This is a genomic window from uncultured Draconibacterium sp. (assembly GCF_913060805.1).
Classification (GTDB): Bacteria; Bacteroidota; Bacteroidia; order Bacteroidales; family Prolixibacteraceae; genus Draconibacterium.
Map to the genome: position 1 here is coordinate 54,439 of NZ_CAJXTC010000016.1, position 25,824 is coordinate 80,262.

19 protein-coding genes are annotated in these 25,824 nt (G+C 43.0%); 9 read left to right on the plus strand and 10 right to left on the minus strand.

Features of this window, described 5'->3' with window-relative positions; all coding sequences use genetic code 11:
* Window positions 1–381: 381 nt before the first annotated feature.
* On the plus strand, window positions 382–1,035 hold the full coding sequence (locus QZ576_RS11440; RefSeq protein ID WP_297097230.1) for a hypothetical protein: 654 nt from the start codon (window positions 382–384) through the stop codon (window positions 1,033–1,035).
* A gap of 16 nt (window positions 1,036–1,051) precedes the next feature.
* Here QZ576_RS11440 and QZ576_RS11445 read toward each other — a convergent pair whose 3' ends face one another.
* The 3 genes from QZ576_RS11445 to QZ576_RS11455 form a co-directional block, all read right to left on the minus strand.
* Window positions 1,052–3,619 (minus strand): ATP-binding protein, encoded by a 2,568-nt coding sequence (locus QZ576_RS11445; RefSeq protein WP_297097232.1) that lies wholly within the window; start codon window positions 3,617–3,619, stop codon window positions 1,052–1,054.
* Window positions 3,620–3,853: 234 nt separating this feature from the next.
* On the minus strand, window positions 3,854–6,046 hold the full coding sequence (locus QZ576_RS11450) for a GH92 family glycosyl hydrolase (protein WP_297097234.1): 2,193 nt from the start codon (window positions 6,044–6,046) through the stop codon (window positions 3,854–3,856).
* 104 nt (window positions 6,047–6,150) lie between these two features.
* Window positions 6,151–8,388, minus strand: a complete 2,238-nt coding sequence (locus QZ576_RS11455; RefSeq protein ID WP_297097236.1) for a GH92 family glycosyl hydrolase — start codon at window positions 8,386–8,388, stop codon at window positions 6,151–6,153.
* A gap of 83 nt (window positions 8,389–8,471) precedes the next feature.
* Here QZ576_RS11455 and QZ576_RS11460 point away from each other — a divergent pair, with 83 nt between their 5' ends.
* From QZ576_RS11460 to QZ576_RS11480, 5 genes are all read left to right on the plus strand, one after another.
* Window positions 8,472–9,668 (plus strand): glycoside hydrolase family 18 protein, encoded by a 1,197-nt coding sequence (locus tag QZ576_RS11460; RefSeq protein WP_297097239.1) that lies wholly within the window; start codon window positions 8,472–8,474, stop codon window positions 9,666–9,668.
* Between the two features lie 57 nt (window positions 9,669–9,725).
* Window positions 9,726–10,301 (plus strand): Crp/Fnr family transcriptional regulator, encoded by a 576-nt coding sequence (locus QZ576_RS11465; RefSeq protein WP_297097240.1) that lies wholly within the window; start codon window positions 9,726–9,728, stop codon window positions 10,299–10,301.
* A 94-nt stretch (window positions 10,302–10,395) separates the two neighbouring features.
* Window positions 10,396–11,004, plus strand: coding sequence for a YceI family protein (locus tag QZ576_RS11470; protein WP_297097242.1), 609 nt, complete (start codon window positions 10,396–10,398; stop codon window positions 11,002–11,004).
* 340 nt (window positions 11,005–11,344) lie between these two features.
* Window positions 11,345–12,061, plus strand: a complete 717-nt coding sequence (locus tag QZ576_RS11475) for a pirin family protein (RefSeq protein ID WP_297097244.1) — start codon at window positions 11,345–11,347, stop codon at window positions 12,059–12,061.
* 33 nt (window positions 12,062–12,094) lie between these two features.
* Window positions 12,095–12,649 (plus strand): nitroreductase family protein, encoded by a 555-nt coding sequence (locus QZ576_RS11480; RefSeq protein WP_297097246.1) that lies wholly within the window; start codon window positions 12,095–12,097, stop codon window positions 12,647–12,649.
* A gap of 84 nt (window positions 12,650–12,733) precedes the next feature.
* Here the strand turns inward: QZ576_RS11480 and QZ576_RS11485 are convergent, their stop codons facing one another.
* Complete coding sequence (locus tag QZ576_RS11485) at window positions 12,734–13,471, minus strand: DUF1080 domain-containing protein (protein WP_297097248.1); 738 nt, start codon at window positions 13,469–13,471, stop codon at window positions 12,734–12,736.
* Between the two features lie 185 nt (window positions 13,472–13,656).
* The gene (locus tag QZ576_RS11490; protein ID WP_297097250.1) at window positions 13,657–14,259 is read right to left on the minus strand and encodes a class I SAM-dependent methyltransferase; all 603 of its coding nucleotides are present in this window, start codon (window positions 14,257–14,259) and stop codon (window positions 13,657–13,659) included.
* A 357-nt stretch (window positions 14,260–14,616) separates the two neighbouring features.
* Between QZ576_RS11490 and QZ576_RS11495 the strand changes: the two genes are divergently transcribed.
* From QZ576_RS11495 to QZ576_RS11505, 3 genes are all read left to right on the plus strand, one after another.
* A complete protein-coding gene (locus QZ576_RS11495; protein WP_297097253.1) occupies window positions 14,617–14,820 on the plus strand; it encodes a hypothetical protein in 204 nt (67 codons plus the stop codon).
* A gap of 2,064 nt (window positions 14,821–16,884) precedes the next feature.
* Window positions 16,885–17,475 carry a hypothetical protein gene (locus QZ576_RS11500; RefSeq protein WP_297097255.1) on the plus strand — a complete coding sequence of 197 codons (591 nt, stop codon included), beginning with the start codon at window positions 16,885–16,887 and terminating at the stop codon, window positions 17,473–17,475.
* Window positions 17,462–18,526: a DUF262 domain-containing protein gene (locus QZ576_RS11505; protein WP_297097257.1), complete on the plus strand. Its 1,065-nt coding sequence runs from the start codon at window positions 17,462–17,464 to the stop codon at window positions 18,524–18,526. Before QZ576_RS11500 ends, QZ576_RS11505 begins: the two co-directional genes overlap by 14 nt.
* A 161-nt stretch (window positions 18,527–18,687) precedes the next feature.
* Here QZ576_RS11505 and QZ576_RS11510 read toward each other — a convergent pair whose 3' ends face one another.
* The 5 genes from QZ576_RS11510 to QZ576_RS11530 all read right to left on the minus strand — a co-directional run bounded on the left by QZ576_RS11510 (window position 18,688) and on the right by QZ576_RS11530 (window position 25,553).
* Entirely contained in the window at window positions 18,688–20,010 is a 1,323-nt protein-coding gene (locus QZ576_RS11510; RefSeq protein ID WP_297097259.1) for a citrate (Si)-synthase, read from the minus strand.
* A gap of 25 nt (window positions 20,011–20,035) precedes the next feature.
* Window positions 20,036–21,301: an NADP-dependent isocitrate dehydrogenase gene (icd, locus tag QZ576_RS11515; protein ID WP_297097261.1), complete on the minus strand. Its 1,266-nt coding sequence runs from the start codon at window positions 21,299–21,301 to the stop codon at window positions 20,036–20,038.
* A gap of 65 nt (window positions 21,302–21,366) precedes the next feature.
* Window positions 21,367–21,750, minus strand: a complete 384-nt coding sequence (locus QZ576_RS11520; protein WP_297097263.1) for a GxxExxY protein — start codon at window positions 21,748–21,750, stop codon at window positions 21,367–21,369.
* A 76-nt stretch (window positions 21,751–21,826) separates the two neighbouring features.
* A complete protein-coding gene (locus QZ576_RS11525; protein ID WP_297097265.1) occupies window positions 21,827–23,053 on the minus strand; it encodes an isocitrate dehydrogenase (NADP(+)) in 1,227 nt (408 codons plus the stop codon).
* A 238-nt stretch (window positions 23,054–23,291) separates the two neighbouring features.
* Window positions 23,292–25,553: an aconitate hydratase gene (locus tag QZ576_RS11530; RefSeq protein WP_297097267.1), complete on the minus strand. Its 2,262-nt coding sequence runs from the start codon at window positions 25,551–25,553 to the stop codon at window positions 23,292–23,294.
* Window positions 25,554–25,824 lie beyond the last annotated feature (271 nt).

A 25,824-nucleotide genomic window follows, 5' to 3' on the forward strand; every position in this document is an offset into this window, starting at 1 on the left:
TTTCCCCTTTTTTTGTGCACTATTCAAGGTGCAATTGAGCAGGTGACTTCAAGTCACCTGCTCAATCTGTTTAAAAAGAATCCGGCGGATTCAACTACTTAGAGCAAATCGATTTTATGAAAAGGATACGACTCCGGCCGGAGTCGTAAAATTTATCGGCCATTTTTGCTATAATTATGCGATGCTTCTGGCATCATATAAATCAGTGCAGCTGCCCCTCGTTTGTAACAAGGGGGGTAGCATTTGTATTGCTATTTCTGAGGTCGTTAAAAACGACAAGATTAGAAACCCCTCGTTGGGTAGGGCAAAGTCACCTGCTGAATTTGTTTAAAACATTTTTGTTGGTACTTGTTATAAAAGGTGTAACATCAAAAAACACCAATGAAGATTCTGTCGCTGGAATTACCAACAAATAATCTCAAACAAACCGAGCGCTATTACTCTGATGTTCTGGAATTGAAAATCCACGATTTGTCATCCAATTCGGTTTCATATTCAATCGGGCACTCTGTTTTGCATTTTACCGAAAAAGAGGAGGCGGGCGCTTATCATTTTGCGTTTACTATTCCTTGCAACAAAATTAATGAGGCTTTACAATGGCTTTCATCAAAGCTCGATTTGATGAAAAACAATGCTGGCGAGTACATCACGGATTTTACTAACTGGAATGCAGAATCCATTTACTTTTTCGATAACAATAATAATATCCTCGAATTTATTGCACGTCACGATCTGCAGAACTCATCGGATGAACCGTTCAGCGGTAATTCCATTTTATCGGTAAGCGAAGTTGGTATTGTTTCCGAAAAGCCAATCGTGCTAGCCGAACAGCTGATTAATGAACACGGTCTCTATTATTTTGTAAAAGGGACAAAACGAGACGACTTTGTGGTTCTGGGCGACGATAACGGACTGGTGGTTATTTCCGGCACCGACAGAAACTGGTATCCGACCAATCAGTTGGCAAAACGACAGGAGCTTAAAATGAAAGTTCAGGTTAATAATACTTTTCGGGAAATTACAGTTGACGGATAAAATCGCTGAAAAAGAATTACTCGGCTAGCAACTTACTGGTCGAATTCAAATGTTTATTAATAATCGCAAGCAACTGTTCACGCGTAAGCGGTTTTCCTACAAAATCGTCGCAGCCGGCTTCAAAAGCTTTTACTTTATCATCGTCGGAAACATAAGCCGTTTGTGCAATTATCTTAATTCCGGGAGCCGACGACTTTATTCTTCGGGTAGCTTCGTAGCCACTAATATCGGGCAGACCAATATCCATCAGTACCAGTGTCGGCAACTTCGAGCAGGCTATTTCAACAGCTTCTTTTCCGTATTCGGTGTGCAACAGTTTGAGGCCGGTATCAGCAAGCATTTTTTCAATCAGGCGCGTATTGGCAAAGTTATCTTCCACCAGTAAAACGGTTTCTTCGTTAAAATGGTATTCTTTTCCGTTAACGGTGGTGCTTGTGTCAACAGCTTTTGGCTCGGCTTTTTTATACGGAATGCTAAAATAAAAAGTAGTTCCGCCGCTTTGTCCTTTTTCCCGGTTCTCTTGTATCGACTCCAGGCGGATTGTTCCGCCCAGCAGCCCCAACAAACCTTTTACAATCGACAGTCCCAAACCGGTGCCACCGTATTGTTTCTTCTTATCGGTATGCAACTGCGTAAAGCGTTCGAAAATAGATTCTTGTTTGTGGGCCGGAATACCAATACCGGTGTCGCGCACATAAAACTCAATTTTCTCTTCGTCAACCACCGAGCAGCCGCCTTCAATTATTCCTTCGTCGGTAAATTTATAGGCATTGCTGATCAGGTTAATCAGTATCTGCCGCAGTTTGCCTTTGTCGGTAATAATGGTATCGATATGGCACGAACAGGTTTTTAAATCGAACTGCAGCTGCGGTTTGTTCAACTGGCGCTGGTATTCTTTAAAAAAGGTTTTCAGCTCGGTAAACAGTTCGTTTAAACTAAAGGCTTCTTTAAACAGCGGCAGTTGTCCCGATTCTATTTTGGCAATTTCAAGAATATCGTCGATAATACTCAGCAGGTTGTTCGAGCTTTGAGTAATTATATCGGAGTATTGTATCAGCTGTTCTTTGTTGTTGTACGAGTGCGGCAGTAACGACGAGAATCCCATAATGGCATTCATTGGGGTGCGAATCTCGTGGCTCATATTCTGCAAAAATGCGGTCTTCAAACGGTTGCTTTCTTCCGCCTGCTCTTTAGCAACGATTAATGCCCGGGCGGCCTTTTTTCGCTGTGTTATGTCGTGAATTACAGAGTGAAAAACGAATTTGTTGTCGATCTCAACCCGGCTGCTGAACACCTCCACATCGCGAATATCCCCATTTTTTAACCGGTGCCGGAACTCAAAACGGATAGTTCCCTTTTGTTCCAGATTGATAAATTCTTTTTTGATCTCTTCGGTTGAGAGGGTGTTAATTTCGTTAATCGTCATACTACGAAGTTCGTCCTGCTTCCATCCATAAAAACGGCTTGCGGATTTATTGGCATCGATAATGCGCGATGTTTCCGGATCGATCAACAATTTTATGGCCGAATGATCTTCGAATAACTTCCTGAATTTCTCTTCGCTTTTTTGTAAAGTCTTTTCAGCTTCCCGTCGTTTGTTTTCAACTTTTAAAACATTTCTGACTTTGGCCAGCGAATAAAAGTAGAATCCCAGGGCAACAAGTAAAAGAAAAAAGGCAATAAAAGAGTGGTTGCGGAAGCGGGTAAGTGCATTAAAAATGTCTGCTTCGCGCGACGAAATAAGAATCGTCCAGTAAGTATTTCCAAGCGGCGTGCGGTAAAAAGTAACGTACTGTTCTTCAATTACTGCTTCTCCGTAACTGGTGTCGGCACTGTGGTAGCTTTTAATAATTCCGCTGCTGTCGCGACTTATATTTGTCATCAGGTTTTCAGAAAGTTCCTGGTGTTGGTTGTTATCGATAAACGTTCTTCCGGTGTGTTCTTCAACCGAGCAGTAAATCTCGGTTCCGTTTTCGCTAAGCAGCCAGGTTTGCCCGGTGCCGCGGGTTTTTATATTGCCCAGGTACACTTTCCCCAGTTCATCCATTGGAATAAGAATGGCCAGGCTGCCCACAAAAGTAGATCCGTTAAACACCGGAACATGGTAGGCAATGCTGAGGTAGCCCTGCACCGACATAAACACATCGCTGATGACGGGCTGGTGTGTTTTCATTACCTGCTTTACGTGGTCCTGGTACGAAATATCGTTACCGATTACAGATGGGTTTTCCGGGTAGGTAGCCAGGATTTTGCCCGTGGAGTCGATTCGGGTGATAGCCGCTAAAACTTTGCCGTGGGCATCATAATAATTCTGAAGTATTTCTTTGCTGTCGTCGGTTACGTTAATAACATCCTCAAGGCTCGACAGGAACTGTAAATCGGCTTCTGAGTCAGAGAAAAACGAGCTGATTCCCATCGAGGCTGTTTGCGCCAGGATAAGTTGCTCGTTATTGAATTCGTTTATTGTGGTGAGTTTAATGTTGCGGTATACCAAAAAGAAAACGATGGAGAACAACGTTAGCAGAATCGGGATGAACAGGTAACGATGAAACGATTTTATTTTTGTGATTAGTGAATAATTCATGGTCTCTGTTTCTTTACCCACCGCCGGGCAGTTTTATGGGTAACGGGTTGTTCTTTAGCTTATAAAGCTATATAGAATTCTTGTGGTACACAACACCGTGTAGATAAAATTTGTTTAATACAGAGGTGTGGGCTAGAAATTTAAGGGCGGTATTTAATTATAAAGCCCGCTTTTTAAATTGCATTTTGCGATTTTGTGCGAACAGAACAGCTGCCGATCTAAATGACGCCCCGGTTATTTTGAAGAACCACTCATCGTGAAAACCAGCTCGCCACCATCCAGAATTTGTTGATGCGTAATATAGTTTTCCGAGAGTGTTTTCCCGTTTAACGAAACCGATTGTACATACACATTTTCCTTGCTGTTGTTTTCGGCTATTACAGTAAATGTTTTTCCGTTTGGCAGATTAATTACAGCTTCATCGAGCGACGGACTGCCCAAGTAGTAAATACCGTTTGCCGGGTTTACCGGGTAAAATCCCATTGTGGCAAAAACATACCATGCCGACATTTGTCCGCAGTCTTCGTTACCGCAATATCCATCGGGTTTGTTAGAATATTGTGTGTCGATAATTTCGCGTACATATTTTTGCCCTTTTTCCGGTTGGTCGGTAAAGTTGTACAGGAACGGAACATGATGACTGGGTTCGTTTCCGTGTGCGTATTGCCCGATCATTCCGGTACTGAAAATTGGCAATTGATCATCAGCGGTTGGGTAGTAGGTAAACATACTGTCGAGTAATTCGGTGAAACGTTCTTTACCCATCAAATCGCGGAATCCTGCAATATCGTGCTGAGCCGCAAACAGGTAATGCCATGCATTACTTTCGCAGTATACGTTTGTATATTCTTTTGAAACAAAAGGCTCAATAAAGTTCCCCTGCGTATCTTTCGCTCGGAAGAAATTGGTTTTTTCGTCGTACAGGTTTTTCCAATTGTTGGCTCGTTGCGAGAACAGTTTGTAATCCTGATCTTTTCCCAAAGCTTTTGCAAATTGTGCAATGCACCAGTCGTCGTAAGCATATTCCAGTGTTTTCGATACCGACCAGTTTTCGCCTTCTTCGTTAAACGGAACGTAGCCGTATTTTCGGTACAATTTCATTTCTTCCGAATCGTTCATCCCCGAGGCGAGGCAAGCTTCATAAGCTTTTTCTGCGTCCATTGGCAGGCCTTTAAAATACGCATCAACAATCACCGGAACGGCGTGGTAACCGATCATCATATTGGTTTCGTTTCCGGCCATCGACCAAACAGGTAGCAAACCGGTTTCGTCGTAATGCGCCAGCATCGATTGGATCATATTCTGCACTTCATCGGGGCAAACAATGGTATACAGCGGATGCGCTGCGCGGTAAGTATCCCACAACGAAAAAGTGTCGTAGCGTTTAAAGCCGTTGGCAACTTGTGGCTTTTGATCGGCTCCTTTATAGGCTCCGTCAACATCGCTCAACAGACTTGGTGTTAAAAACAGGTGATAGAAATTCGTATAAAAGACTTCTTTCTGGTATTCGCTTCCGGCAACTTTTATTATTGAAAGCTGCTCTTCCCATTTTTTATTGGCTTCGGCGCGCACCGCATCAAAATCCCAATGATTGAGTTCGGCCTGCATATTTTTGCGTGCTCCCTCAACCGATGAGGATGAAAGTGCAACTTTAACCAAAATCTGTTCGCTTTCGCTTGTACTGAAAGTCGTTTCGAAACGTGCATTTTTTCCGTTCACTTCCGACTCGTTTTGCAAATCGTTTTCAGGAGTTAGCGCAACATCTTCAAATGGTTTTGAGAATTCGGCAACAAAAAATACATGCTGAACATTGGCCCAGCCGGTTGATTTTCGCACTCCTGAAATTGTGTGGTCGTTTTCAATTTTTATTGTGGTTTCGGTTGGTGCATCCCAGTTTAGTGCGTAACCCAAATCAAGGATGATTTTGCTTTTGGCATCTTCAGGGAAAGTGTAGCGGTGCATTCCAACACGCTCGGTAGTGGTCAGTTCGGCTTCAATACCTGAACTTTCCAACAGTACTTTATAATAACCGGGCGAGGCTTCTTCGTTCTTGTGACTGAATTTGGAGTAGGGGCGATAGGCTTTTTGATCGGGCCACAGATCGTCGGTAAATCGCGAGTTGGTGGGGAACAACAACAGATCGTACATATCTCCGGCGCCGGTGCCGCTTAAATGTGTGTGGCTAAAGCCTGCAATGGTGGAGTCGGGCCAAAAATAACCTGCTATGCGATCCCAGCCGCCAATACCGTTGTCCGGACTAAGTTGAACCATCCCGAACGGAACAACAGCTCCGGGGTAAGTATTTCCCGGTCCGTCGGTGCCCACAAAAGTGTATACGTATTGTGTAAGTTTTTCAGTTTTTGGTGTTTCCTTTTTTGTGCAGGCAAACAAAGCGATTGCCAGAAATAGTATCGATAGTTGTTTCATTGTTCCTGTTTTTCTGTCATTTCGAGCCGTCAGCTGACGGAGAGAAATCTGTTCCTTGATGTTAGAGATTTCTCCTCCTGCGTCGTCGAAATGACAGGTGTTTGTTACTGCTTAATCTCCAAAACTCCACCTTTTACCAAATCTGCATGATTGATGAAGAACGATTTTTGCTTTTTACCGTTTAGTGAAATACTGCTTATTTTATCGCCTGAGCCGGATTTTTTGATCACAAGTGATTCTCCGGGATAAAAGTTTTGATCCAGCTGAATTGTTACTTCATCAAAAACAGGCGTGGCGATGGCATAATTCATATCGCCCGGTAAAACAGGGTAAATTCCCATCATGGAATAAACGATCCAGGTCGACATGGTTCCGGTATCGTCGTTACCCGGCAAACCGTCAGGCGCATTTTTAAAGTAGGTGCCCATTAAACGATTCAGTTCTTTTTGCGTGCGCCACTCTTCGCCTCGTATATAGTTAAAAAGCCAAGGGTAATGAATATCCGGCTCATTGGCCATATCAAAATGACCATCATCGAAAATGGCCTGCAGTTTTTTTACCAATTCCTTTTTGCCACCATTCAACGCTATCATCCCATCCATGTCGTGATGTGCACAGAATGTATATTGGTAAGCATTTCCTTCGTGGAAACCCGGACTTGGCTCAAAATTCTCTCCCTGACGTGGGTTAAAATCAGGCATAAATTCCCCATTCTCCAACTTCGGACGAATGATTCCAAACTCCTTATCGTAATAGTTTTTGTAGCCTCTCGATTGTCTCAGAAAACGTTCGTAATCGTCATCTTTCCCCAGTTCTTTAGCCATTTGTGCCAGGTTCCAGTCGGCAATGTAATATTCCAGTGCATGCGACACCGAATTATCATATTGCTCCTTTAAGGGCACATAACCGTGCGAAATATAATGGTCGATATCCGGGCGGATTTTGTTTTCAGCGCCGGGAGTTGTTGCCGATTTATACATGGCCTCGTAAGCTTTTTCAATATCAAAATCGCGGATGCCACGAAACCAGGTGTCAACAATTACCGGTAAAGCCGGGTCGCCTTCCATAACATGTGTTTCTGTGCTGTTTAATTCCCAACGTGGCAGCCAGCCACTTTCGTCGTACATTTCAATCATCGATTGTACAACATTTAACTGCTGTTGCGGGAATGCTAAACTCATAAAAGGGTGCAGATTTCGGTAAGTATCCCACAGCGAAAAAGTGGTGTAGCGCTCGCCGTTCGGATGAGTTTTTATCTCAAACGATTCCATTGCCGGATACTGTCCGTTTACATCGCTCAAAATATTTGGGTGGATTTGAATATGATACAAACCGGTATAGAAAACTGTTTTCTGATCATCGGTTCCACCTTTTACCGTAATAGTTGAGAGTGCTTCATTCCACTTTTCCACCGCTTGTTTGCGGGTAGCTTCAAAGTCAAATTTTTTCGATTCAAAGTTCAAATTCAGTCGTGCATTATCGATACTTACGTAAGAAATTCCTACTTCAACCAGAATTTCTTCGTTCGCTTGGGTATTAAAAGTAAACCAGCTGCCAATGCTGTCGCCGGCCATTTCTGCCTGGAAGTTTTTGTAGTATTTTATTTTGTCGCTGGTAGCCGACCATGCTGCTTCCGGCCCCATTTTTGGCATCTTTTTCCATACGCCAAACTCTTCAGCCGGTTTACTAAAACGCGCCACAAAATATACGGGGCGTTCGGTGCCGTCGTTGTAACAGAAAGTACCGGTCATTCGCCAGCCTTCTATTTCCTGGTTATTCACAATTTTTATTGATGCGCCACTTTCATTAGTCAATCCGTTACCAAGGTCGATCAGGATATTCGATTGTCCGGCCGGAAAAGTAAAGCGGCTGATTCCTGTACGTTCCGTCGCCGAAACTTCAGTATTAATGTCGTATTTATTCAGGAAGGTAGAATAATACCCCGGGTGAGCCACTTGTTCACTCATTTCTGAGCCGTATTCGCGGTGATCACCATTAACGTCGCCTGTTGTTGGCATCAAAAGAATTACACACAACTCGGGGCAGCCAACACCACTGAGGTTCACGTGTGAGTAGCCTGTAAAATATTTGTTGTCCCACGAATAGGGCGTCGACCACCAGCCATCGTCTTTGTCGCGAGCGTTTAATGGCGAGTTCCCGCTAACATTAAAAGGCACCACTGAAACCATTCCACGCGGAACTACAGCTCCCGGATTGGTTGTTCCATAGTTGGTTGTCCCGATAAACGGATTTACCCAATCGGCCGGAGTTTGAGCCGAAATGGTGTAAGCGCAAAACAAAAATGCGAACAATTGGAGGGCTATCTTTTTTAGATTATTCATTTTGGTGTCGTAGTTTTTAAATATTTTACAAAGTGCAAATATAAACATATCTTTATCCCAATATATCGAAAGCGTAAATTATCATGAATAAGTTAATTACATTTTTAATTGCCTGTATAATTTTTGTTTCCTGTGGTGTGCAAAATGGGGCGAAAGACGAGTCCGCAACAGCAGTAAACGTTATGGCGTACTATGTTCCGCGCGAGGGATACATGCCCGATGAGTTGCCGCTGGATCAGTTAACACATATCATTTTTAGCTTTAGCAAAGTTATTGATGGGAAGATGCAATTCAGGAATGAGAACGCCGATGCAATTATGAAACAGCTGGTGGCGCAAAAGGAAAAATACCCGCAGTTAAAAGTAATGATCGCTTGTGGCGGCTGGACGGCCGATGGTTTTTCAGATGCAGTTTTCACTGAAGAAAGCCGGACAAAATTTATTGCCAGCACCATCGATTTTGTTGAGAATTACCAGTTGGATGGCGTTGATATTGACTGGGAATACCCGGCCATTCCTGCAGGCGGAACAAAAGCGCGCCCTGAGGATAAGGAAAATTTTACTCTTTTGATGAAAGGTTTGCGTGAGGCCCTGGATCAACTCGATCGCCCGCAAACACTAACTTTTGCATCTGCAGGATGGAAACGTTACTATAAAAATGTGGAATTGCTGGAGGTAATGAAATACGTTGATTATATGAACGTAATGACTTACGATCAGGCGGGTGGAGCAACAACATTTGCTACACATCACACCGCATTGGGGCACCGTTCGCTGGATGATATTTCAGAAACTCCACTTGGCGTGGCTATGACACAACAAAATGCCGAATTACCCGAAGGTGAAGATTTGTGGGAACCGCAGTCGGCTGAAGAGATTATTCGCTTTTGTGTGGATAAAGGTGTCGACCCGAAACAAATCGTAATCGGTGCAGCATTTTACGGCCGCGGCTGGAAAGGTGTTCCGCCCGAAAACGATGGTTTGTACCAACCTAATACCGGCCCCATCAGCGGAGGTACTTCGTATTCCGTTCTGTTAACTGATTTTACTGAGAATGATGGCTACGAAAAACACTGGGATCCGGTAGCCAAAGCTCCGTTTTTGTATAATCCTAACGACAGCATATTTGTTACTTACGACGATACCGTTTCGGTAAAACTAAAAACACAATACGCCAAGGAGAATGATCTGGGTGGAATTATGTTTTGGCAACTCAGCAGCGACAGCAAAGACGATGCAAGTTTGTTGAAAGCCATCTTTGCCGAGGCATCAAAAAAGTAAGTTCAGGCATGGCACATCGGTTTTGATTGTTAAATTTGTGGCAGAAGCGATAGCCACATGGAGGACTTTTTTGTACTATATTCTTATTTCGAAAAAATTGGTAAACGCGAGCTGACTGATGCCGAAAAAGAGGAGATATCGTCGGTATTCAGAAAAGAAACGTTTAAAAAGAAACAGCGGATATTTAATGCCGGCGAGGAAAATACGCGTCATTATTATATCGAAGAAGGATTGCTTCGCATGTACATTATCGACCAGAGCGGCAAAGAGTTTAACCTGCTTTTTGGCAAAGAGCGGCAATGGCTTGGCGATTTGGGAACCCCGGCAACTACAGCATATTATTTAGAGACGGTGGAGAAAACCACTGCGTTTTCCATATCGGAGGAGTCTTTTTCTGCGATAATGAGTAAGTACACCGAACTGAGTTCCAATATCAGGCGCTCGTATATTTTTCTGCAAAAACGTTTTGTGGCTATCCTCTCGAAAACCGCCGAAGAGAATTACGAGGAGCTATTACAGAACGATCCCGACCTTGTTCAGCGTCTTCCGCAATACCACATTTCATCTTATCTGGGAGTAACTCCCGTGTTTTTAAGCAAGATTATTGCCAAAAAAGCAAGAAAAAGAGATTAAAAGGTGTTTTTCTTAAACTAGTTTATTTTTTTCGTTTCAAATCCCCTGTATGTTTGCATCAGAAATTATTAGTAAACATTAAACAAAAATGAAAATGAAAAAATTAGCTACTTTATTAGTATTTGCAATCGCAATCACAACAGCAAGTTTTGCATCGAACGGAAATGGCGATAAGACGACTTACAGCGTTGACACAAAAGCCAGCAAAGTATATTGGACAGGTAAAAAAGTTACAGGTGAACATACCGGTTACATTAATTTGGCCGGCGGAGAAGTTTTTGTAGATGGTACAGCCGTAACAGGCGCTAACCTGAATTTAGATGTAACTTCGATTGAAGTAACCGACCTTCAGGGCGAGTGGAAAGACAAATTGGTAGGCCACTTGAAATCAGACGATTTCTTTTCAGCAGAAAAGCACCCGGTTGCCAACTTTAAAATTACTTCGTACAAAAACGATAAAGTTACCGGAGACCTTACCATTAAAGGAATTACAAACGAAGTATCGTTTCCTGCAGAGGTGAAAGTTGACGGAGATGCTTTAACCGCATCGGGTACAGCTTCTATCGACCGTACAAAATGGGACATTAAATACCGTTCAGGAAAATTCTTCAGCGATCTTGGAGATAACATGATCCACGATGAATTCGAAATTAAATTTGAATTGAAAGCTACTGCTTCTGAAGGTGCAACTTCGAGCAAGTAAGAATAATACGCCATACGAAAACAAAAAAACAATAAGGTTCGGAAGAAGGGAGTTAGTGAGGATTTTGTGATGGAGAGAACCTTGGCCGGTGTCTGTATTTGCTGAAAAGCATAACCGGGCACCGGCTTTCTTTTTAAAGAAACTCAAAAGAAACTTCAATATTATACCCATCCACTTATCCTTCCCTGCCAGCAAGGAAGGACGATTGGCCAGATTATTTTTGCCAGTCCGATCATTTACTGAGCTATACGTAGATGTACTTGGCGGTTGATCGTCTCTCCATTTTTAAGGGAGAGACAGGAGAGAGGGTACAGCAGTATTTTAGAAAAACAACAAAGCAATGAAAACAATTATATACAAAGCAGATTCAAGAGGATATGCCAACCACGGTTGGTTAGAGGCAAGGCACAGTTTTAGTTTCGCAAATTATTTCGATCGCGAGCGAATGAATTTTGGTGTGCTTAGGGTGCTGAACGATGATGCGATTGCAGGCGGACAGGGTTTTGGAACGCATCCGCACGATAACATGGAAATTATTACCATTCCGCTGGAAGGCGATTTGGAACACAAAGATAATATGGGCAATCAGGCTGTAATTCACTCGGGCGATGTGCAGGTGATGAGTGCCGGAACAGGTGTTTACCACAGCGAGTTTAACCACCATCCGGATAAAACCTTACGACTTTTCCAGATTTGGTTGTTTCCCAACAAGCAGAATGTACAACCGCGTTACGACCAAATTTCAATTCGTGATGTAGAAGAAAAGAACAAACTGTACCAGGTGCTTTCGCCCAACCCTGACGATCAGGGCGTGTGGATCCACCAGGATGCCTGGTTTATGCTGGGTAAATACGATGCAGGAAAAACCGATTCGTACACCATAAAGAGACCGGGAAACGGTGTTTATGTGATGGTGATAGAAGGGGAGGTAAGCATTTCGGGAAATGATTTGTCGAAACGTGATGCCATTGGAATCTGGGATGTTGATTCGGTAGAGATTACCGCCACATCAGACGCCCGGATCCTGCTGATGGATCTGCCCATGCAGTTGAACTAGAGATAAAACCAGAGATATAGTAATATGGAAGTTATGACGAAGTATGAGATCCATCCTTTATTGGAGAAACGATGGAGTCCGCGGGCTTTTTCGCCCGAGCCCATTGCCGAGGACGATGTAAATGAAATTTTTACCGCTGCCTCGTGGGCGCCAAGTGCTATGAATGAGCAGCCGTGGCAGTATGTTTATGCCATGCGCGGCACGCCGGGTTTCGATGCGCTTTGGGATTGCCTGGCAACAGGAAACAAACCCTGGACACAACATGCGGCCGTGCTGTTTGTGGCCATAAAAGTTGATACGTTTTCTGACAACGGCAAACCCAATAAATGGGCAATGCACGATGTGGGGATGGCCAATGCGCAGTTATTACTTCAGGCAGCCAGCAAAGATATTTACGGTCATCTGATGGCCGGTTTTGGTGCCGAAATGGTGAAAGAGGTGTTACAGTTGGATGAGAATCTTACTCCGGTTTGTATGGGAGCGCTGGGTTATTTAGGCGATGCCGATTCGCTGGATGAACCTTATCGTTCGCGAGAAAAAGCACCACGGAAAAGAAAAGATTTAGAGGAATTCGTGAGGAGGTTCTAAAAAGGGAGAAGGTAGTTCTTTACGAAAAATCCCGGCTTGTTTTCAAGCCGGGATTTATTTTGGTCTAAATAAAGTGTGTCTTTTTTATAATTTCCGGATTTTAACGTTGCGGAACCAAACAGTATAACCATGATCCTGCAAACCGATAAAACCTTCTTTTGAAATTCCTTCCTGGAAACCTTCAAAGTCTTTGAATTTGCTGTTTTCCACCAATTGGTCCCACTCATCGCTCCAATGGCTGTACGAAACTACTTTAGTTCCGTTCATCGATACGGTAACTTGCCCGTCTTTAACTTTTATTACGCAGGTATTCCATTCGCCTGCCGGATTAACTGTTTCAGGATCGGCGGCAATCATGTCGTACAACGAACCGGCCAGGTGGCTGTCGATTTTATTGTCGGTAGCATCTTTATTGTCGAGCACCTGAATCTCGGGCGCCGCATAATAAATTGGTTTCCCTGGTAATTCTCGTACATAATAGAAAATTCCGGAGTTAGCCATTTTACCTGCTTTCCAGTCAATCGAGAATTCAAAATCCTTGTATTTCTCGTCCTGGAAAATAATATCGCCATTGGCTCCTTGTCCGGGCTCTTTACCTTCTCCGGTAAAAACTTTCATGGCTCCGTCTTCTATCTCCCAGTTGGCAGGCATGGCCGTTCCGCTGTATTGACGCCAGCCGTCGAAATTTTTGCCATTAAACAGCAAAACCCAGCCGTCTTTTTTCTCTTGCGACGACAGTTTGTTTACTTTTTTCGAAAACGCAGGATTAGCAATCAACAATGCTGCCATCACTGCGAAACTGTAAAAAATACTTTTTCTCATGATAAATTATTGAAATTACGGTTTAATTGATTGCCCTAAAGATAGGAAAAACAATTGCTGCCTGCGAAGAAGAAATGGCCTTTCTGTCGATAAATATTTTGATCACGAGTAATTTCAGGAGTTATCGAAAGTTAGCGAATCCTGAAATTACTGTTGTCTTTTTTGTACTATTATCATGATCTCGCTTACGCCGGCGGTAAACATTTGGTCTCTTTTAGCTTGCAAACCACGTGGTATTTGTTTTCGCTGCAAATGCACAGCAGCCCCGACTCTTTAATTTTTTCAATGGTAAGTTCGCGTGGCTGATGACCGTCTTCAATAACGATTATTCCGTGAAACATGACGATGCGAGCCAGTTCGCGGATCAGTTCCGTAGGTTGCTCGATCATATGAAACATATCGAGGGCATAAACCACATCGGCAATACGGTTGGGCAGAGCGCACGAATAACCATCGGCCTGAATCGCTTCCACGTTTGTGAGTTCGTGTTTCTCGATTTTGCGGTTTACGTTATCGATGGCCATGGGATGAATGTCAACGGCAAAAACCTTTCCCTTGGGACCAACCGTTTCGGAGGCATTTTGTATGTAGCGTGCCGGCCCGCAGCCGTAGTCAACCACAATTTGCCTCTCTTTTATGGGGAGGCGGCTAAAGTTTCGCTCCGATTGCCCGGCAAATACATCGCTGAGTTTCATAGCAAAACTCATCATTTTAAAAAACAGGTTGGGAATGTTCTCGCGGCCGTAGCCGGTAATTCTGTTAAGGTGTGTTGTGTGTGTAGTTTCCATTATTTCTATTGTTTTTTGTTTTTGGCTGAATCAAAGGTAGGAAAGTCGGCCCGGCCATGAATTATTTTTTGGTTGAACGGGGGAGATTTATCGGTGAATGAGTTGTGATGGGTGGTTTGCTTGTGATTAATTCAAGGAGTTGAGGTTGAGGGCTAAAGCCCGTTCATGATGGTATTGTTTGCCCCCAGGCTAAAGCCAGGGGTTAGTAAACCCCGGAGGGGTGAAATATCTGTAGCCTCCTTGTTTTTATGTGGACGGTTTTTTACCGGTTTATCGTCCCTAACGGGACTTTTTTCTGTGGTTCATTTAACCCCAGAGGGGTGGAATATCTGTAGCCCCGTCTTTTAAGGCGGGGTAATGAGCGCAGCGAATAAATCGGTGCAACTGGGAAGTTGTTCGGGTTTGTTGGTGGTTTGCACCGCAATTTTGGTGAGCTTGCTTCGGTCGTTCCTCGCTGAGATGGCAAATATTTACCACCCCACCGCTGTAAACGCGGTGCCCCCCTCCTGGGAGGAGGGGAAATTGGGCTTGTGGTCAATTAGTTTTGTAATTGAGATATGAAGGTGAGCACGAACATTTCTCCTCCTCCGAGGAGGAGTACGCCCCGACGAGTCGGGGTGGGAGGTGGTGTTGCTGCGCGTACCGAATCGGGAGAAGCAATCTCTTTTCAAAAAGTAGGACAAGCTGCCGCGCCCCTGAAACATCGGGGTCCGGAAGCAGGGGCATTATCTGGAATGGCTCAAAATTGAATTCAAAAAAAGAAATGTTTCCCAAATAGAGAACGCTGCCAATTTTGAATATTTTGTTAAGTTGTTAAAGGTCAGTACATATTCCAGAATGGCCCGTGATTTGAAAGAAGATGGTTAGGGGAAAGCGACTTCTGTATTTATGATTGGTTTTGTGTTTAGGGGTTTGTAAATTATCAATCATCTTCAAAAAGCGTCCATATTGCTTTCCCCTTCTTTTTTTCTTTCATCCGATTATTAAGCGTATAGTTATTTTGTGTATTGCGGCAGCGACAGAGATTGCTTCTCTCGTTCCTCGCTGAGATGGCAAATATTTACCACCCCACCGCTGTAAACGCGGTCCCCCCCTCCTGGCAGGAGGGGAAACAGGGTCTCTGGTTGATTGGTTTTGTCATTGAGATATGAATGAGAGCACGAACATTTCTCCTCCTCGGAGGAGGAGTACGCCCCGACGAGTCGGGGTGGGAGGTGGTGTCGGGCAGCGGACAATGAACTAATTCATTTCGGCACGATTCACTACTGTCCGCTGCCTTGTAGCAATAATAAATAGGTCATTGCGATACCGATGAGTGAAACGAATCGGGAGAAGCAATCTCTTTTCAAAAAGTAGGACGAACTACCGAAACTTCGGGGTCCGGAAGCAGGGGCATTATCTGGAATGGCTCAAAATTGAATTCAAAAAAAGAAATGTTTCCCAAATAGAGAACGCTGCCAATTTTGAATATTTTGTTAAGTTGTTAAAGGTCAGTACATATTCCAGAATGGCCCGTGATTTGAAAGAAGATGGTTAGGGGAAAGCGACTTCTGTATTTATGATTGGTTTTGTGTTTAGGGGTTTGTAAATTATCAATCATCTTCAAAAAGCGTCCATATTGCTTTCCCCTTCTTCTTTCTTTCATCCGATTATTAAGCGTATAGTTAATGTTTTACCGGGATAACGTCCCTACGGGACTGGTTCATTCAACCCCGGAGGGGTGGAATATCTGTAGCCCCGCCTTTTAAGGCGGGTAATGAGCGCAGCGAATAAAGCGGTGCAACCGGGAAGTTGTTCGGGCTTGTTGGTGGTTTGCACCGCAATCTGCAGTTTATGTTCTGGAATAGCTGGAAATAGACGTTCTCCCCAAGGGGACCATAGATATTTCCTAAGGGATTACCTTGATTACTTAGGGAATATCTATCATGCCCAAGGGGATCATCGTTTTCCCCTTGGTAATTGCTCTTCTACCCAAGGGAATCATAGAGATTTCCTAAAGGATTGCTCTGATTACTTAGGGAATATCTATTATCCCCAAGGGAATTATCCTTATTACCTCGGTAATAATTGTTCTACCCAAGGGGATTATTGCACCGACAAGGGCTGAATTCCTTTGTTGATGGGGATTGCGAGATTGCTTCTCTCGTTGCTCGTTCGCAGTTGCAATTTATACCACCCCACCGCTGTAAACGCGGTACCCCCCTCCTGACAGGAGGGGAAATTGGGTCTCCGGTCGATTGGTTTTGTACATGAGATTATATTTTTTGCACGAACATTTCTCCTCCTCCGAGGAGGAGTACGCCCCGACGAGTCGGGGTGGGAGGTGGTGTTGCTGCTGCGCTCGAGAAATCGGGACGGGCTTTTAAAAAAGGAGGACGAGCAAGCCACCTAATCCGCCGGATTTTGTTTGGTTTTGCTTTTTAAACATAAGATGTTTACATTTAAGCCACCAAATAGTTAAACCGTTGAATATGCATGCAGATAAAGAATTTAACGGGAAGTTGGTTTAAGCGCTCAAATCACTGGTGAAATGCAAGGTGCTAATAGTTTTAGATGTAGTAACGTATTTATACATATGTTTTTGACAAATAGAATTAACTCTTCATACTCCCATTAATGTTATCAATGAATAGAGAAGAACTGATAGAATATTTTAAAGTAAATGATGAGATCGATATTTATTATGAATATCTGTTAGGACAAAGTGTTTGGTATTTTGAAAAAAACAGTCAAGATTCAAGTAACGTCTATGATGATTTTAAACGTTTCATTTCAAGAAAATTAAATGTTCCGTTTAATAATATATCTATTGTTGGTAGTGCAAAAACAAAATATAGTTTTTCACCTAACAAAGATTTTTCTGAATTTCATGAAAGCTCAGACTTTGATTTAATTATTGTTTCCAGTAAAATCTTTCATTCTCTTTGGCAAGCATATCGAATTATAGCTTCTTCATCTCATTTAAATGGCTATGTTCATATAACTTCGAATATTTTTAACAATTTTATCAGTGTAAAAGAAGACGACCCGAATTATGGAAATAAAATAATTGAGGATTGGCAAAAAACATTATTAGAATTTAAAACAGAACTTCAACTAACATTTGAAATTACACACGAAATTAATTATAGAATATATTCTGACTGGGAATCTGTAGAGGATTACCATTTAAGAGGTCTTAGAAAACTTAAATCCTTGATATATGAAACTTATTGAACAGATAGATATACAGCCACAAAGCACGAAATGGTTATACGACCTAAATAAAAAAGGATTATTAGAGGTTGATAATTCATTTCAACGTAACTATGTATGGACCAGTAGGCATCAAGTTAAATTAATAGAGTCAATTTTATTGGGTTATCCAATTCCTGAGATTTATTTATGGAATATTGGGACAGATGAAGATACTGGTGATACAAAATATTCGATTATAGATGGTCAACAAAGATGTGGTGCAATTTTTCAATTTATTGCTAATACATATAAACTAAGAGAAGGCTATCTTGGTAGTAATGGTGCAGTTTGTACAAGAATAAAGAATCGCTTTTTTCGAGATCTGGAGCCAGATGACAAGAAGTCTATTTGGTCATATTTGTTTTCAATTAGATTAGTTCGAAATCTAGTTCACCGGTCTGATATAGTAGATATGTTTTTGAGATTAAATAGCAATAATATGACCTTAAATCCTCAAGAATTAAGAAATGCGGAATTTGAAGGAGAATTTATGACTCTTTCTTCTACTTTATCTGAACTTGAGTTTTGGACAGATATTTTTAGTATTTCAGATAGAAGGCGGATGAGAGATATATCTTTTATTAGCACTTTATTGGTTTTCATGAAAAAAGGAATTGAAGAAGAAATTAGTAATACTAACCTGAATCTCATATATGATCTTTATAATGATGAGTATCCAGATAAAGATGAAGACGAAAAACGATTTAAAGAAGTTATTGGTGAAATTGATAAAATAATCGCACATAACAGCGAGAGAATTAAAATTCTCAGAAGACAGGTTCATTTTTATTCATTATTTACAATAACTTACGAGTTTACCATAGGTGGAAAAAAACTGACGAATAAACAAATAGACAATTATCAGAAGTTTATAGACAATTTTGATAACGATGATGTATTAATGAAATACTTTCCTAATGCGATGGAAGCGATTAATAAGTATAAATCGTTGTCTAAAGAAGGGACAAGACAAAAAACAAATAGGTTTGAAAGACACAAGTGCCTAAAAAGTATCGCTAATTATGTCTGATTTTTTAGACAGTTGTAGGAAATGCTAAGTTTTAGGTTAGTAGTGCGCCCCCGTTCCCGCTGATTTGCAATCAGTGTGCAACTCGAAAGCAGCAAACAACACTTCATAAAAACAAAAAAAGCCGGCAAAACCGGCTTTTTCAATTATATCATTGCAACGTATTAGCAATTTTCTGTTCCTTTTCCTTCAGCTTGTTCTTTAAACCAGCTTAATGGGTGCGAAGTTGGGCGCTCGATAGGCATTCCGTAAATACGGTCGTTAACCAACGATGCCAGTACTCCCAGCGCACGCGATACACCAAACATTACGGTGTAGAAAGTGTATTCCTTAATTCCGTAGTGGTACAGCAACGATCCGCTGTAAGCATCAACGTTTGGCCATGGATTTTTGATCTTTCCAACAGAACCCAGAATTGGAGGAACTACGCGGTACAACTGGTTAGCCAGGTTAATCATTTTGTCGTCTTTGATATACTTGTTGGCAAATTCCTGTTGTGCGGTAAAACGTGGATCGGTTTTACGCAATACAGCGTGTCCGTAACCCGGAATTACACGGCCGCTCTCCAATGTATGTTTACAATACTCGGCCACCTGCTCGTCGGTAGGAGTGTCGGTATCCAGTTCCTCGATCATTTCGAAAATCCAGAAAATAACATCCTGGTTCGCCAGTCCGTGCAATGGTCCGGCCAAACCGGTCATTGCTGCAGCGTAACAGTAATATGGATTACTCAGTGCCGATCCTACCAGGTGCGCAGTGTGTGCCGATACGTTTCCACCCTCGTGGTCGGCGTGGATGATCATGTACAGGCGGAACAAACGTTTAATTTCTTCCGAGTCGTGCCCCATCATGTGCGCCAGGTTACCGGCCCAGTCTAAACGCGGGTTTGGCTCAATGTGGTCGCCGTTAAAGAACTGACGACGGTAAATGTAAGCTGCAATACGCGGTAAACGTGCAATCAGGTTCATTACGTCTTCGTATGTAGCATCCCAGAAATATTTTTTATTTACACCGGCGCGGTATGCTTTCTGGAAAGTCGATTCAGTAGCCATTGAAAGGATTGCAGCGCTGAACTGTGTCATCGGCTTCGATGTTTTTGGCATCGCATCAATTACGTCGAAAGTATGTTGTGGTACGTGTGCACGTGTTGCCAGGTCTCTCGACAGGTTCATAGCATCTTCCTGCGATGGGATCTCACCGATCAACATCAGGTAAAGCAGTCCTTCAGGAATTGGTTCGCCATCAGGATTTATTTTTGGAAGTTTTTCCTGCAATTCAGGAATGGTATATCCTTTAAAACGGATTCCCTCTTCCGGGTCGAGTTTTGAAGTGTCGGTAACCAAAAGCGGTATACCTTTCATCCCTGTTAATACTTGCCCGAGTTTTACTTCACCCAGTACCACATCGGCATGATCTTTTTTGAGTCTCTGGAACTCCTTAGCGCATTTATTCGCTTTCTGGTAAAATCTGTACTTAATGTATTCCATCTGTTATTGTTATTGATTTATTTAATTAATGCATATTTCGAATTATGGCATCGGCAAATTCAGAAGTGGTAAGCAATGTAGCTCCTTCCATTTGCGCGTGCAGATCGCTGGTTACTTTACGTTTTGCAAATACGTGTTCCATTGCATCGTAAACGTGCTCAGCTGCATCGTTCCATCCCATATATTCCAACATCATAACCGCCGACAGGATCAACGATCCCGGATTGGCTTTTCCGGTTCCGGCAATATTTGGCGCCGTTCCGTGTGTAGCCTCAAAAATGGCGTAACCACTTTGATAGTTAATATTCGCTCCCGGCGAAATTCCAATTCCACCCACCATTGCTGCCAGCTGATCCGACACGTAATCGCCGTTCAGGTTCATAGTAGCAATTACCGAGTGATCCCAGGGGTGCAACAACGATTCCTGTAAAAAGGCATCGGTGATACAATCTTTCACGATCACTTTTCCGGCTTTCCGGGCTTCGTCGAGTGCTTTCTTAGCATCCAGTTCGCCTTTTTCCTTTTTCAGGGCTTCGTACTGTCGCCAGGTAAACGTCTGTTCGCCAAATTCATTTTCTGCCAAATCGTAACTCCAGTTTTTAAAGGCCCCCTCGGTAAACTTCATAATGTTTCCTTTATGAACGATGGTAACCGATTGCAACTTCCTGTCGATGGCATATTCAATGGCGGCACGTGTTAAGCGCTCCGATCCGTCTTTCGAGATGGGTTTTACGCCAAACGACGACGACTCGGGAAAACGAACCTGGTCGACACCCATTTCGTTGATCAGAAAATCGCGGAATTTTTCCGTTTCTTTTTCGCCCATCATGTATTCGATACCGGCGTAAATGTCTTCGGTGTTTTCGCGGAAAATGTGCATGTCCACCATCGACGGGTAACGAATAGGCGAGGGTACCCCTTTAAACCATCGCACCGGGCGCACACAAACGTACAAATCGAGTGTTTGCCGCAAGGCCACGTTCAACGAACGTATTCCGCCACCAACAGGTGTTTGCAGCGGGCCTTTTATACCGATGAGGTATTCTTTAAAAGCTTCAATGGTTTCGTCGGGCAGGTAACTTCCGGTTTCGTGGTAGGCTTTTTCGCCGGCCAGCACTTCTTTCCATGTAATCTTTTTGCTCTCGCCGTAGGCTTTAGCCACAGCAGCGTCGATTACACGTTGCGAAGGCAGGCTGATATCCTTTCCGATTCCATCGCCCTCGATAAAAGGAATGACCGGATAATTTGGCACTACCAACTTCCCGTTAACTATTTTGGTTTTTTCTGTCATATTTTATTTATTTCTCACAGAGTAATTTTTTTTGTTTCACGCAGATTCCGCGGATTTTCGCAGATTTATAAGTTGTTAGCAACTCGTTGTATTGAGTTTGAAATGTTCTCGGTGTTGAAATTCACTAATATGCCTAATCTTTTGTTAGCCAATTTGAGATAAGAATTTGTCTGTTTAAAATACAGTTTCTTCATGGTTTCAACCGATTTAACTTCAATAATTACTTTGTTTTCAACTAATATATCAATGCGATATCCTTTTTCAAGTTTGTTCCCTTTATAGTTTATCGGGAGATCAACCTGCGTATTTACATCGTAACCCATTTCACGCAGTTCGTAAACTAATGCAGACTCATAAACCGATTCCAAAAGCCCCGGTCCAAGCGCATTATAAACCTCAAATATTGCACCTCTGATGTCATAAGATATTTGATTTTCACTAACCTCCATTCTTATATTTTCCAGATTCCGAAATATTTTCGGTTTTTATCTGCGTAAATCTGCGCAATCTGCGTGAACTATCTTCTTAATTCAGTTTTGCCTGTAAATTTTCGTCCAACGCTTCCAAAAACTGCTCAGTTGTTAAATAGTGCACTTCCTGTAGTTCTTTACCGTGAATGATCAAGGCCAGGTCTTTGGTCATCTTGCCCGATTCTACGGTTTCAATACAAACTTGTTCCAGCGCATGTGCAAAATCAATCAATTCCTGGTTTTCGTCCAGTTTACCGCGGAAAGCCAAACCTCGTGTCCATGCAAAAATCGATGCAATCGGATTCGTTGATGTTGGTTTTCCCTGCTGGTGCTGACGGAAGTGGCGTGTTACCGTTCCGTGAGCTGCTTCGGCTTCCATGGTTTTCCCGTCGGGAGTAACCAATGTTGATGTCATTAATCCCAGCGATCCGAAACCTTGTGCTACGGTGTCGCTCTGTACGTCGCCATCGTAGTTTTTACAAGCCCAAACAAATCCGCCTTCCCACTTCAGGGCTGCGGCTACCATATCGTCAATTAAACGGTGTTCGTACCAAATTCCTTTGGCTTCGAATTTCTCACGATATTCGTTTTCGTAAACCATCTGGAAAAGGTCTTTAAAGCGACCGTCGTAGGCTTTTAAGATAGTATTTTTAGTCGACATGTACAACGGCCATCCTTTGTCAAGCGCCTGATTCATACATGAGTGGGCAAACCCGATAATTGATTCGTCGGTGTTGTACATTGCCATTGCCAGTCCGTTTCCTTCGAAATCGAAAACTTCGTGCGAAACCGGTTCGCTACCGTCTTCAGGTGTAAATGTTATGGTCAATTTCCCTTTTCCTTTGGTAAGGAAATCGGTAGCACGATACTGATCGCCAAAAGCGTGACGACCGATGCAAATTGGCTGTTTCCAACCCGGTACCAAACGCGGAATGTTCGAAATCATGATCGGCTCGCGGAAAACGGTTCCTCCTAAAATATTACGGATAGTGCCGTTTGGCGACTTCCACATCTTTTTCAGGTCAAACTCTTCCACGCGGGCTTCGTCGGGAGTGATTGTGGCACATTTTACCCCAACACCATATTTTTGTATAGCGTGGGCTGCGTCTATTGTAATTTGGTCGTCGGTGGCATCGCGGCTTTCCATTCCCAAATCGTAATATTTCAATTCGATATCAAGATAAGGGAGAATTAATTTTTGTTTGATGAAATCCCAAATTACCCGGGTCATTTCATCACCGTCGAGCTCGACAACCGGATTTTGTACTTTGATCTTTTGCATGGTCCTAATTAATTAATTTACTGGTTATAATTATTTTATGTTATGTTCTGATCGTGTGGCGAATAGTTGGCCTGGCTTTTTGTTGCACTGCACCGGATTCGCCTTTTTATGTTTTGTAATCAGCCCCGGGCTGAAGCCCGGGGTTAGTTATCTTTCCTGGATGATCATTGAAATAGGGAAATTCAACGTTATCAAAAATTTAGTTGAAATAACGCCGAAGTTTTCATTTCAATGCTTATCACGCATTTTGTTGTTTGATAAGATTCAATGCTGATCCTGCTTTGAACCATTCAATCTGTTGCTCATTGTAAGTGTGGTTCACTTTAATGGTGTCTTTTGAACCATCGGCATGAACGACTTCAATAGTCAATGGTTTATCCGGTGCAAAATCTACCAGATCAACAAAGTTGAATACATCGTCTTCCTGAATCAGGTCGTAGTCGTTTTCGTTATCGAAAGTCAATCCCAACATTCCCTGTTTTTTCAGGTTGGTTTCGTGGATACGTGCAAACGATTTAACGATAACGGCTTTTACACCCAAATGACGAGGCTCCATGGCAGCATGCTCGCGCGACGAACCTTCACCGTAGTTATGATCGCCAACCACAACCGTTGGAATTCCTTCGGCTTTGTACTGGCGCTGTACGGCAGGAACTGCATCGTATTCGCCGGTAAGCTGGTTTTTCACTTTGTTGGTATCGTCGTTAAACGCGTTAATGGCACCAATCAGCATGTTATTCGAAATATTATCAAGGTGTCCACGGAAACGTAACCACGGTCCGGCCATCGAGATGTGGTCGGTAGTACATTTTCCCTGTGCTTTTATCAATAGTTTTGCGCCTGAAATATTTTTGCCGTCCCAGGCTTCAAACGGGTAGAGCAGTTGCAGACGTTTTGAGTCATCTGCCACATTTACTTCTACATTCGATCCGTCTTTGGCTGGTGCCTGGAATCCCGGATCTTTCACATCAAAACCTTTGCTTGGCAATTCCTCGCCTGTTGGCAGGTCGAGTTTTACCTCTTCGCCGTTTTTGTTGGTCAGGGTGTCGGTAGCCGGATTAAAATCCAAACGACCGGCAATGGCCAGCGCTGTTACCAGCTCGGGCGATGTTACAAAAGCGTGGGTATTCGGGTTGCCGTCGGCACGTTTCGAGAAGTTACGGTTGAACGAGTGTACAATCGTGTTTTTCTCGCCCTTTTCTGCTCCGGGGCGCGCCCACTGTCCGATACATGGTCCACAGGCATTGGCAAATACTTTTCCGCCAATTTTCTCGAAGGTATCGATAAATCCATCGCGTTCGATGGTGAAACGCACTTGCTCCGATCCCGGTGTAATGGTAAATTCCGATTTTGCGATCAAGCCTTTTTCTTCGGCTTGTTTGGCAATCGATGCAGCACGCGAAATATCTTCGTACGATGAGTTGGTACAACTACCGATCAATCCTACCGAAATATCCATTGGCCATCCGTTGGCTTCGGCTTCAGCTTTCATTTTCGAGATTGGAGTGGCACGGTCGGGAGTAAATGGCCCGTTTACGTGTGGCTCCAGTTCCGAAAGATTGATCTCGATCAGCTCGTCGTAATATTGTTCAGGATTTGCATAAACTTCAGCATCGGCATCGAGGTGTTCTTTTACACCGTTGGCAAGTTCTGCCACTTCTGCACGACCCGTAGCGCGTAAATAACGCTCCATGCTTTCGTCGTAAGCAAAAATACTGGTTGTAGCACCAACTTCGGCACCCATGTTACAAATGGTTCCTTTACCAGTTGCTGAAAGCGATTTTGCACCTTCACCAAAATATTCGATAATAGCTCCGGTTCCACCTTTTACGGTAAGAATTCCGGCCACTTTAAGAATAACATCTTTTGGAGCCGCCCAGCCACTTAATTTACCGGTAAGTTTTACACCGATCATTTTTGGCATTTTCAACTCCCAGGCCATTCCTGCCATTACATCAACAGCGTCGGCACCACCAACTCCAATAGCAACCATTCCCAGTCCACCCGCGTTAACGGTGTGCGAGTCGGTTCCGATCATCATTCCACCGGGGAATGCATAATTTTCCAAAACCACCTGGTGAATAATACCGGCTCCCGGTTTCCAGAAACCTATTCCGTATTTATTCGAAACGGATTCCAGGAAATCAAAAACTTCTTTATTGGCAGTTTTTGAAACGGTAAGGTCGGTTTTCCCTTCCACCTGCGCCTGAATCAAGTGATCGCAATGCACGGTTGACGGAACTGCTGTCCGCTTTTTTCCTGAGTTAATAAATTGAAGTAATGCCATCTGCGCAGTGGCGTCCTGCATGGCTACCCGGTCGGGAGCAAAATCAACATAATCTGCTCCACGTTTAAAGGCAGCTAATTCCTGCGCTGCAAACAGGTGAGAATAAAGAATTTTTTCTGCGTACGTCATCGGCTTATTCAGAATGCCTTTGGCTTGCTTCACCTTCTCGGGAAGTTCTGAATACACTTTTTTTACTAGGTCTAAATCAAACATAAGAAATTTAGTTTTTTTGAATATTGTCGGCGTATTATTTGTCGCTTTTACTAACAATAAATATCGTGAAAAGTTGACTTAATTCCTATAGAAATTTACTATCATAGTTCACTCATATCAATAAATGCCGTATATAAATAAACCATAATATAGCTTTTCTATTTGTAATCTTAATCACAGAACAGAGCTCCCGGATTTTGATATATATCAATTCCGGGAAAAGTAGCGATTTTAGGATTTTTATGTACTGATATTCAGGTTGTTGGTTGGG

Coding starts and splice junctions, on each gene's coding strand:
- QZ576_RS11440 (WP_297097230.1), top strand. CDS start 382: ATGAAGATTCTGTCGCTGGAATTACCAACAAATAATCTCAAACAAACC.
- QZ576_RS11445 (WP_297097232.1), bottom strand. CDS start 3,619: ATGAATTATTCACTAATCACAAAAATAAAATCGTTTCATCGTTACCTG.
- QZ576_RS11450 (WP_297097234.1), bottom strand. CDS start 6,046: ATGAAACAACTATCGATACTATTTCTGGCAATCGCTTTGTTTGCCTGC.
- QZ576_RS11455 (WP_297097236.1), bottom strand. CDS start 8,388: ATGAATAATCTAAAAAAGATAGCCCTCCAATTGTTCGCATTTTTGTTT.
- QZ576_RS11460 (WP_297097239.1), top strand. CDS start 8,472: ATGAATAAGTTAATTACATTTTTAATTGCCTGTATAATTTTTGTTTCC.
- QZ576_RS11465 (WP_297097240.1), top strand. CDS start 9,726: ATGGAGGACTTTTTTGTACTATATTCTTATTTCGAAAAAATTGGTAAA.
- QZ576_RS11470 (WP_297097242.1), top strand. CDS start 10,396: ATGAAAAAATTAGCTACTTTATTAGTATTTGCAATCGCAATCACAACA.
- QZ576_RS11475 (WP_297097244.1), top strand. CDS start 11,345: ATGAAAACAATTATATACAAAGCAGATTCAAGAGGATATGCCAACCAC.
- QZ576_RS11480 (WP_297097246.1), top strand. CDS start 12,095: ATGACGAAGTATGAGATCCATCCTTTATTGGAGAAACGATGGAGTCCG.
- QZ576_RS11485 (WP_297097248.1), bottom strand. CDS start 13,471: ATGAGAAAAAGTATTTTTTACAGTTTCGCAGTGATGGCAGCATTGTTG.
- QZ576_RS11490 (WP_297097250.1), bottom strand. CDS start 14,259: ATGGAAACTACACACACAACACACCTTAACAGAATTACCGGCTACGGC.
- QZ576_RS11495 (WP_297097253.1), top strand. CDS start 14,617: ATGAGCGCAGCGAATAAATCGGTGCAACTGGGAAGTTGTTCGGGTTTG.
- QZ576_RS11500 (WP_297097255.1), top strand. CDS start 16,885: ATGAATAGAGAAGAACTGATAGAATATTTTAAAGTAAATGATGAGATC.
- QZ576_RS11505 (WP_297097257.1), top strand. CDS start 17,462: ATGAAACTTATTGAACAGATAGATATACAGCCACAAAGCACGAAATGG.
- QZ576_RS11510 (WP_297097259.1), bottom strand. CDS start 20,010: ATGGAATACATTAAGTACAGATTTTACCAGAAAGCGAATAAATGCGCT.
- icd (WP_297097261.1), bottom strand. CDS start 21,301: ATGACAGAAAAAACCAAAATAGTTAACGGGAAGTTGGTAGTGCCAAAT.
- QZ576_RS11520 (WP_297097263.1), bottom strand. CDS start 21,750: ATGGAGGTTAGTGAAAATCAAATATCTTATGACATCAGAGGTGCAATA.
- QZ576_RS11525 (WP_297097265.1), bottom strand. CDS start 23,053: ATGCAAAAGATCAAAGTACAAAATCCGGTTGTCGAGCTCGACGGTGAT.
- QZ576_RS11530 (WP_297097267.1), bottom strand. CDS start 25,553: ATGTTTGATTTAGACCTAGTAAAAAAAGTGTATTCAGAACTTCCCGAG.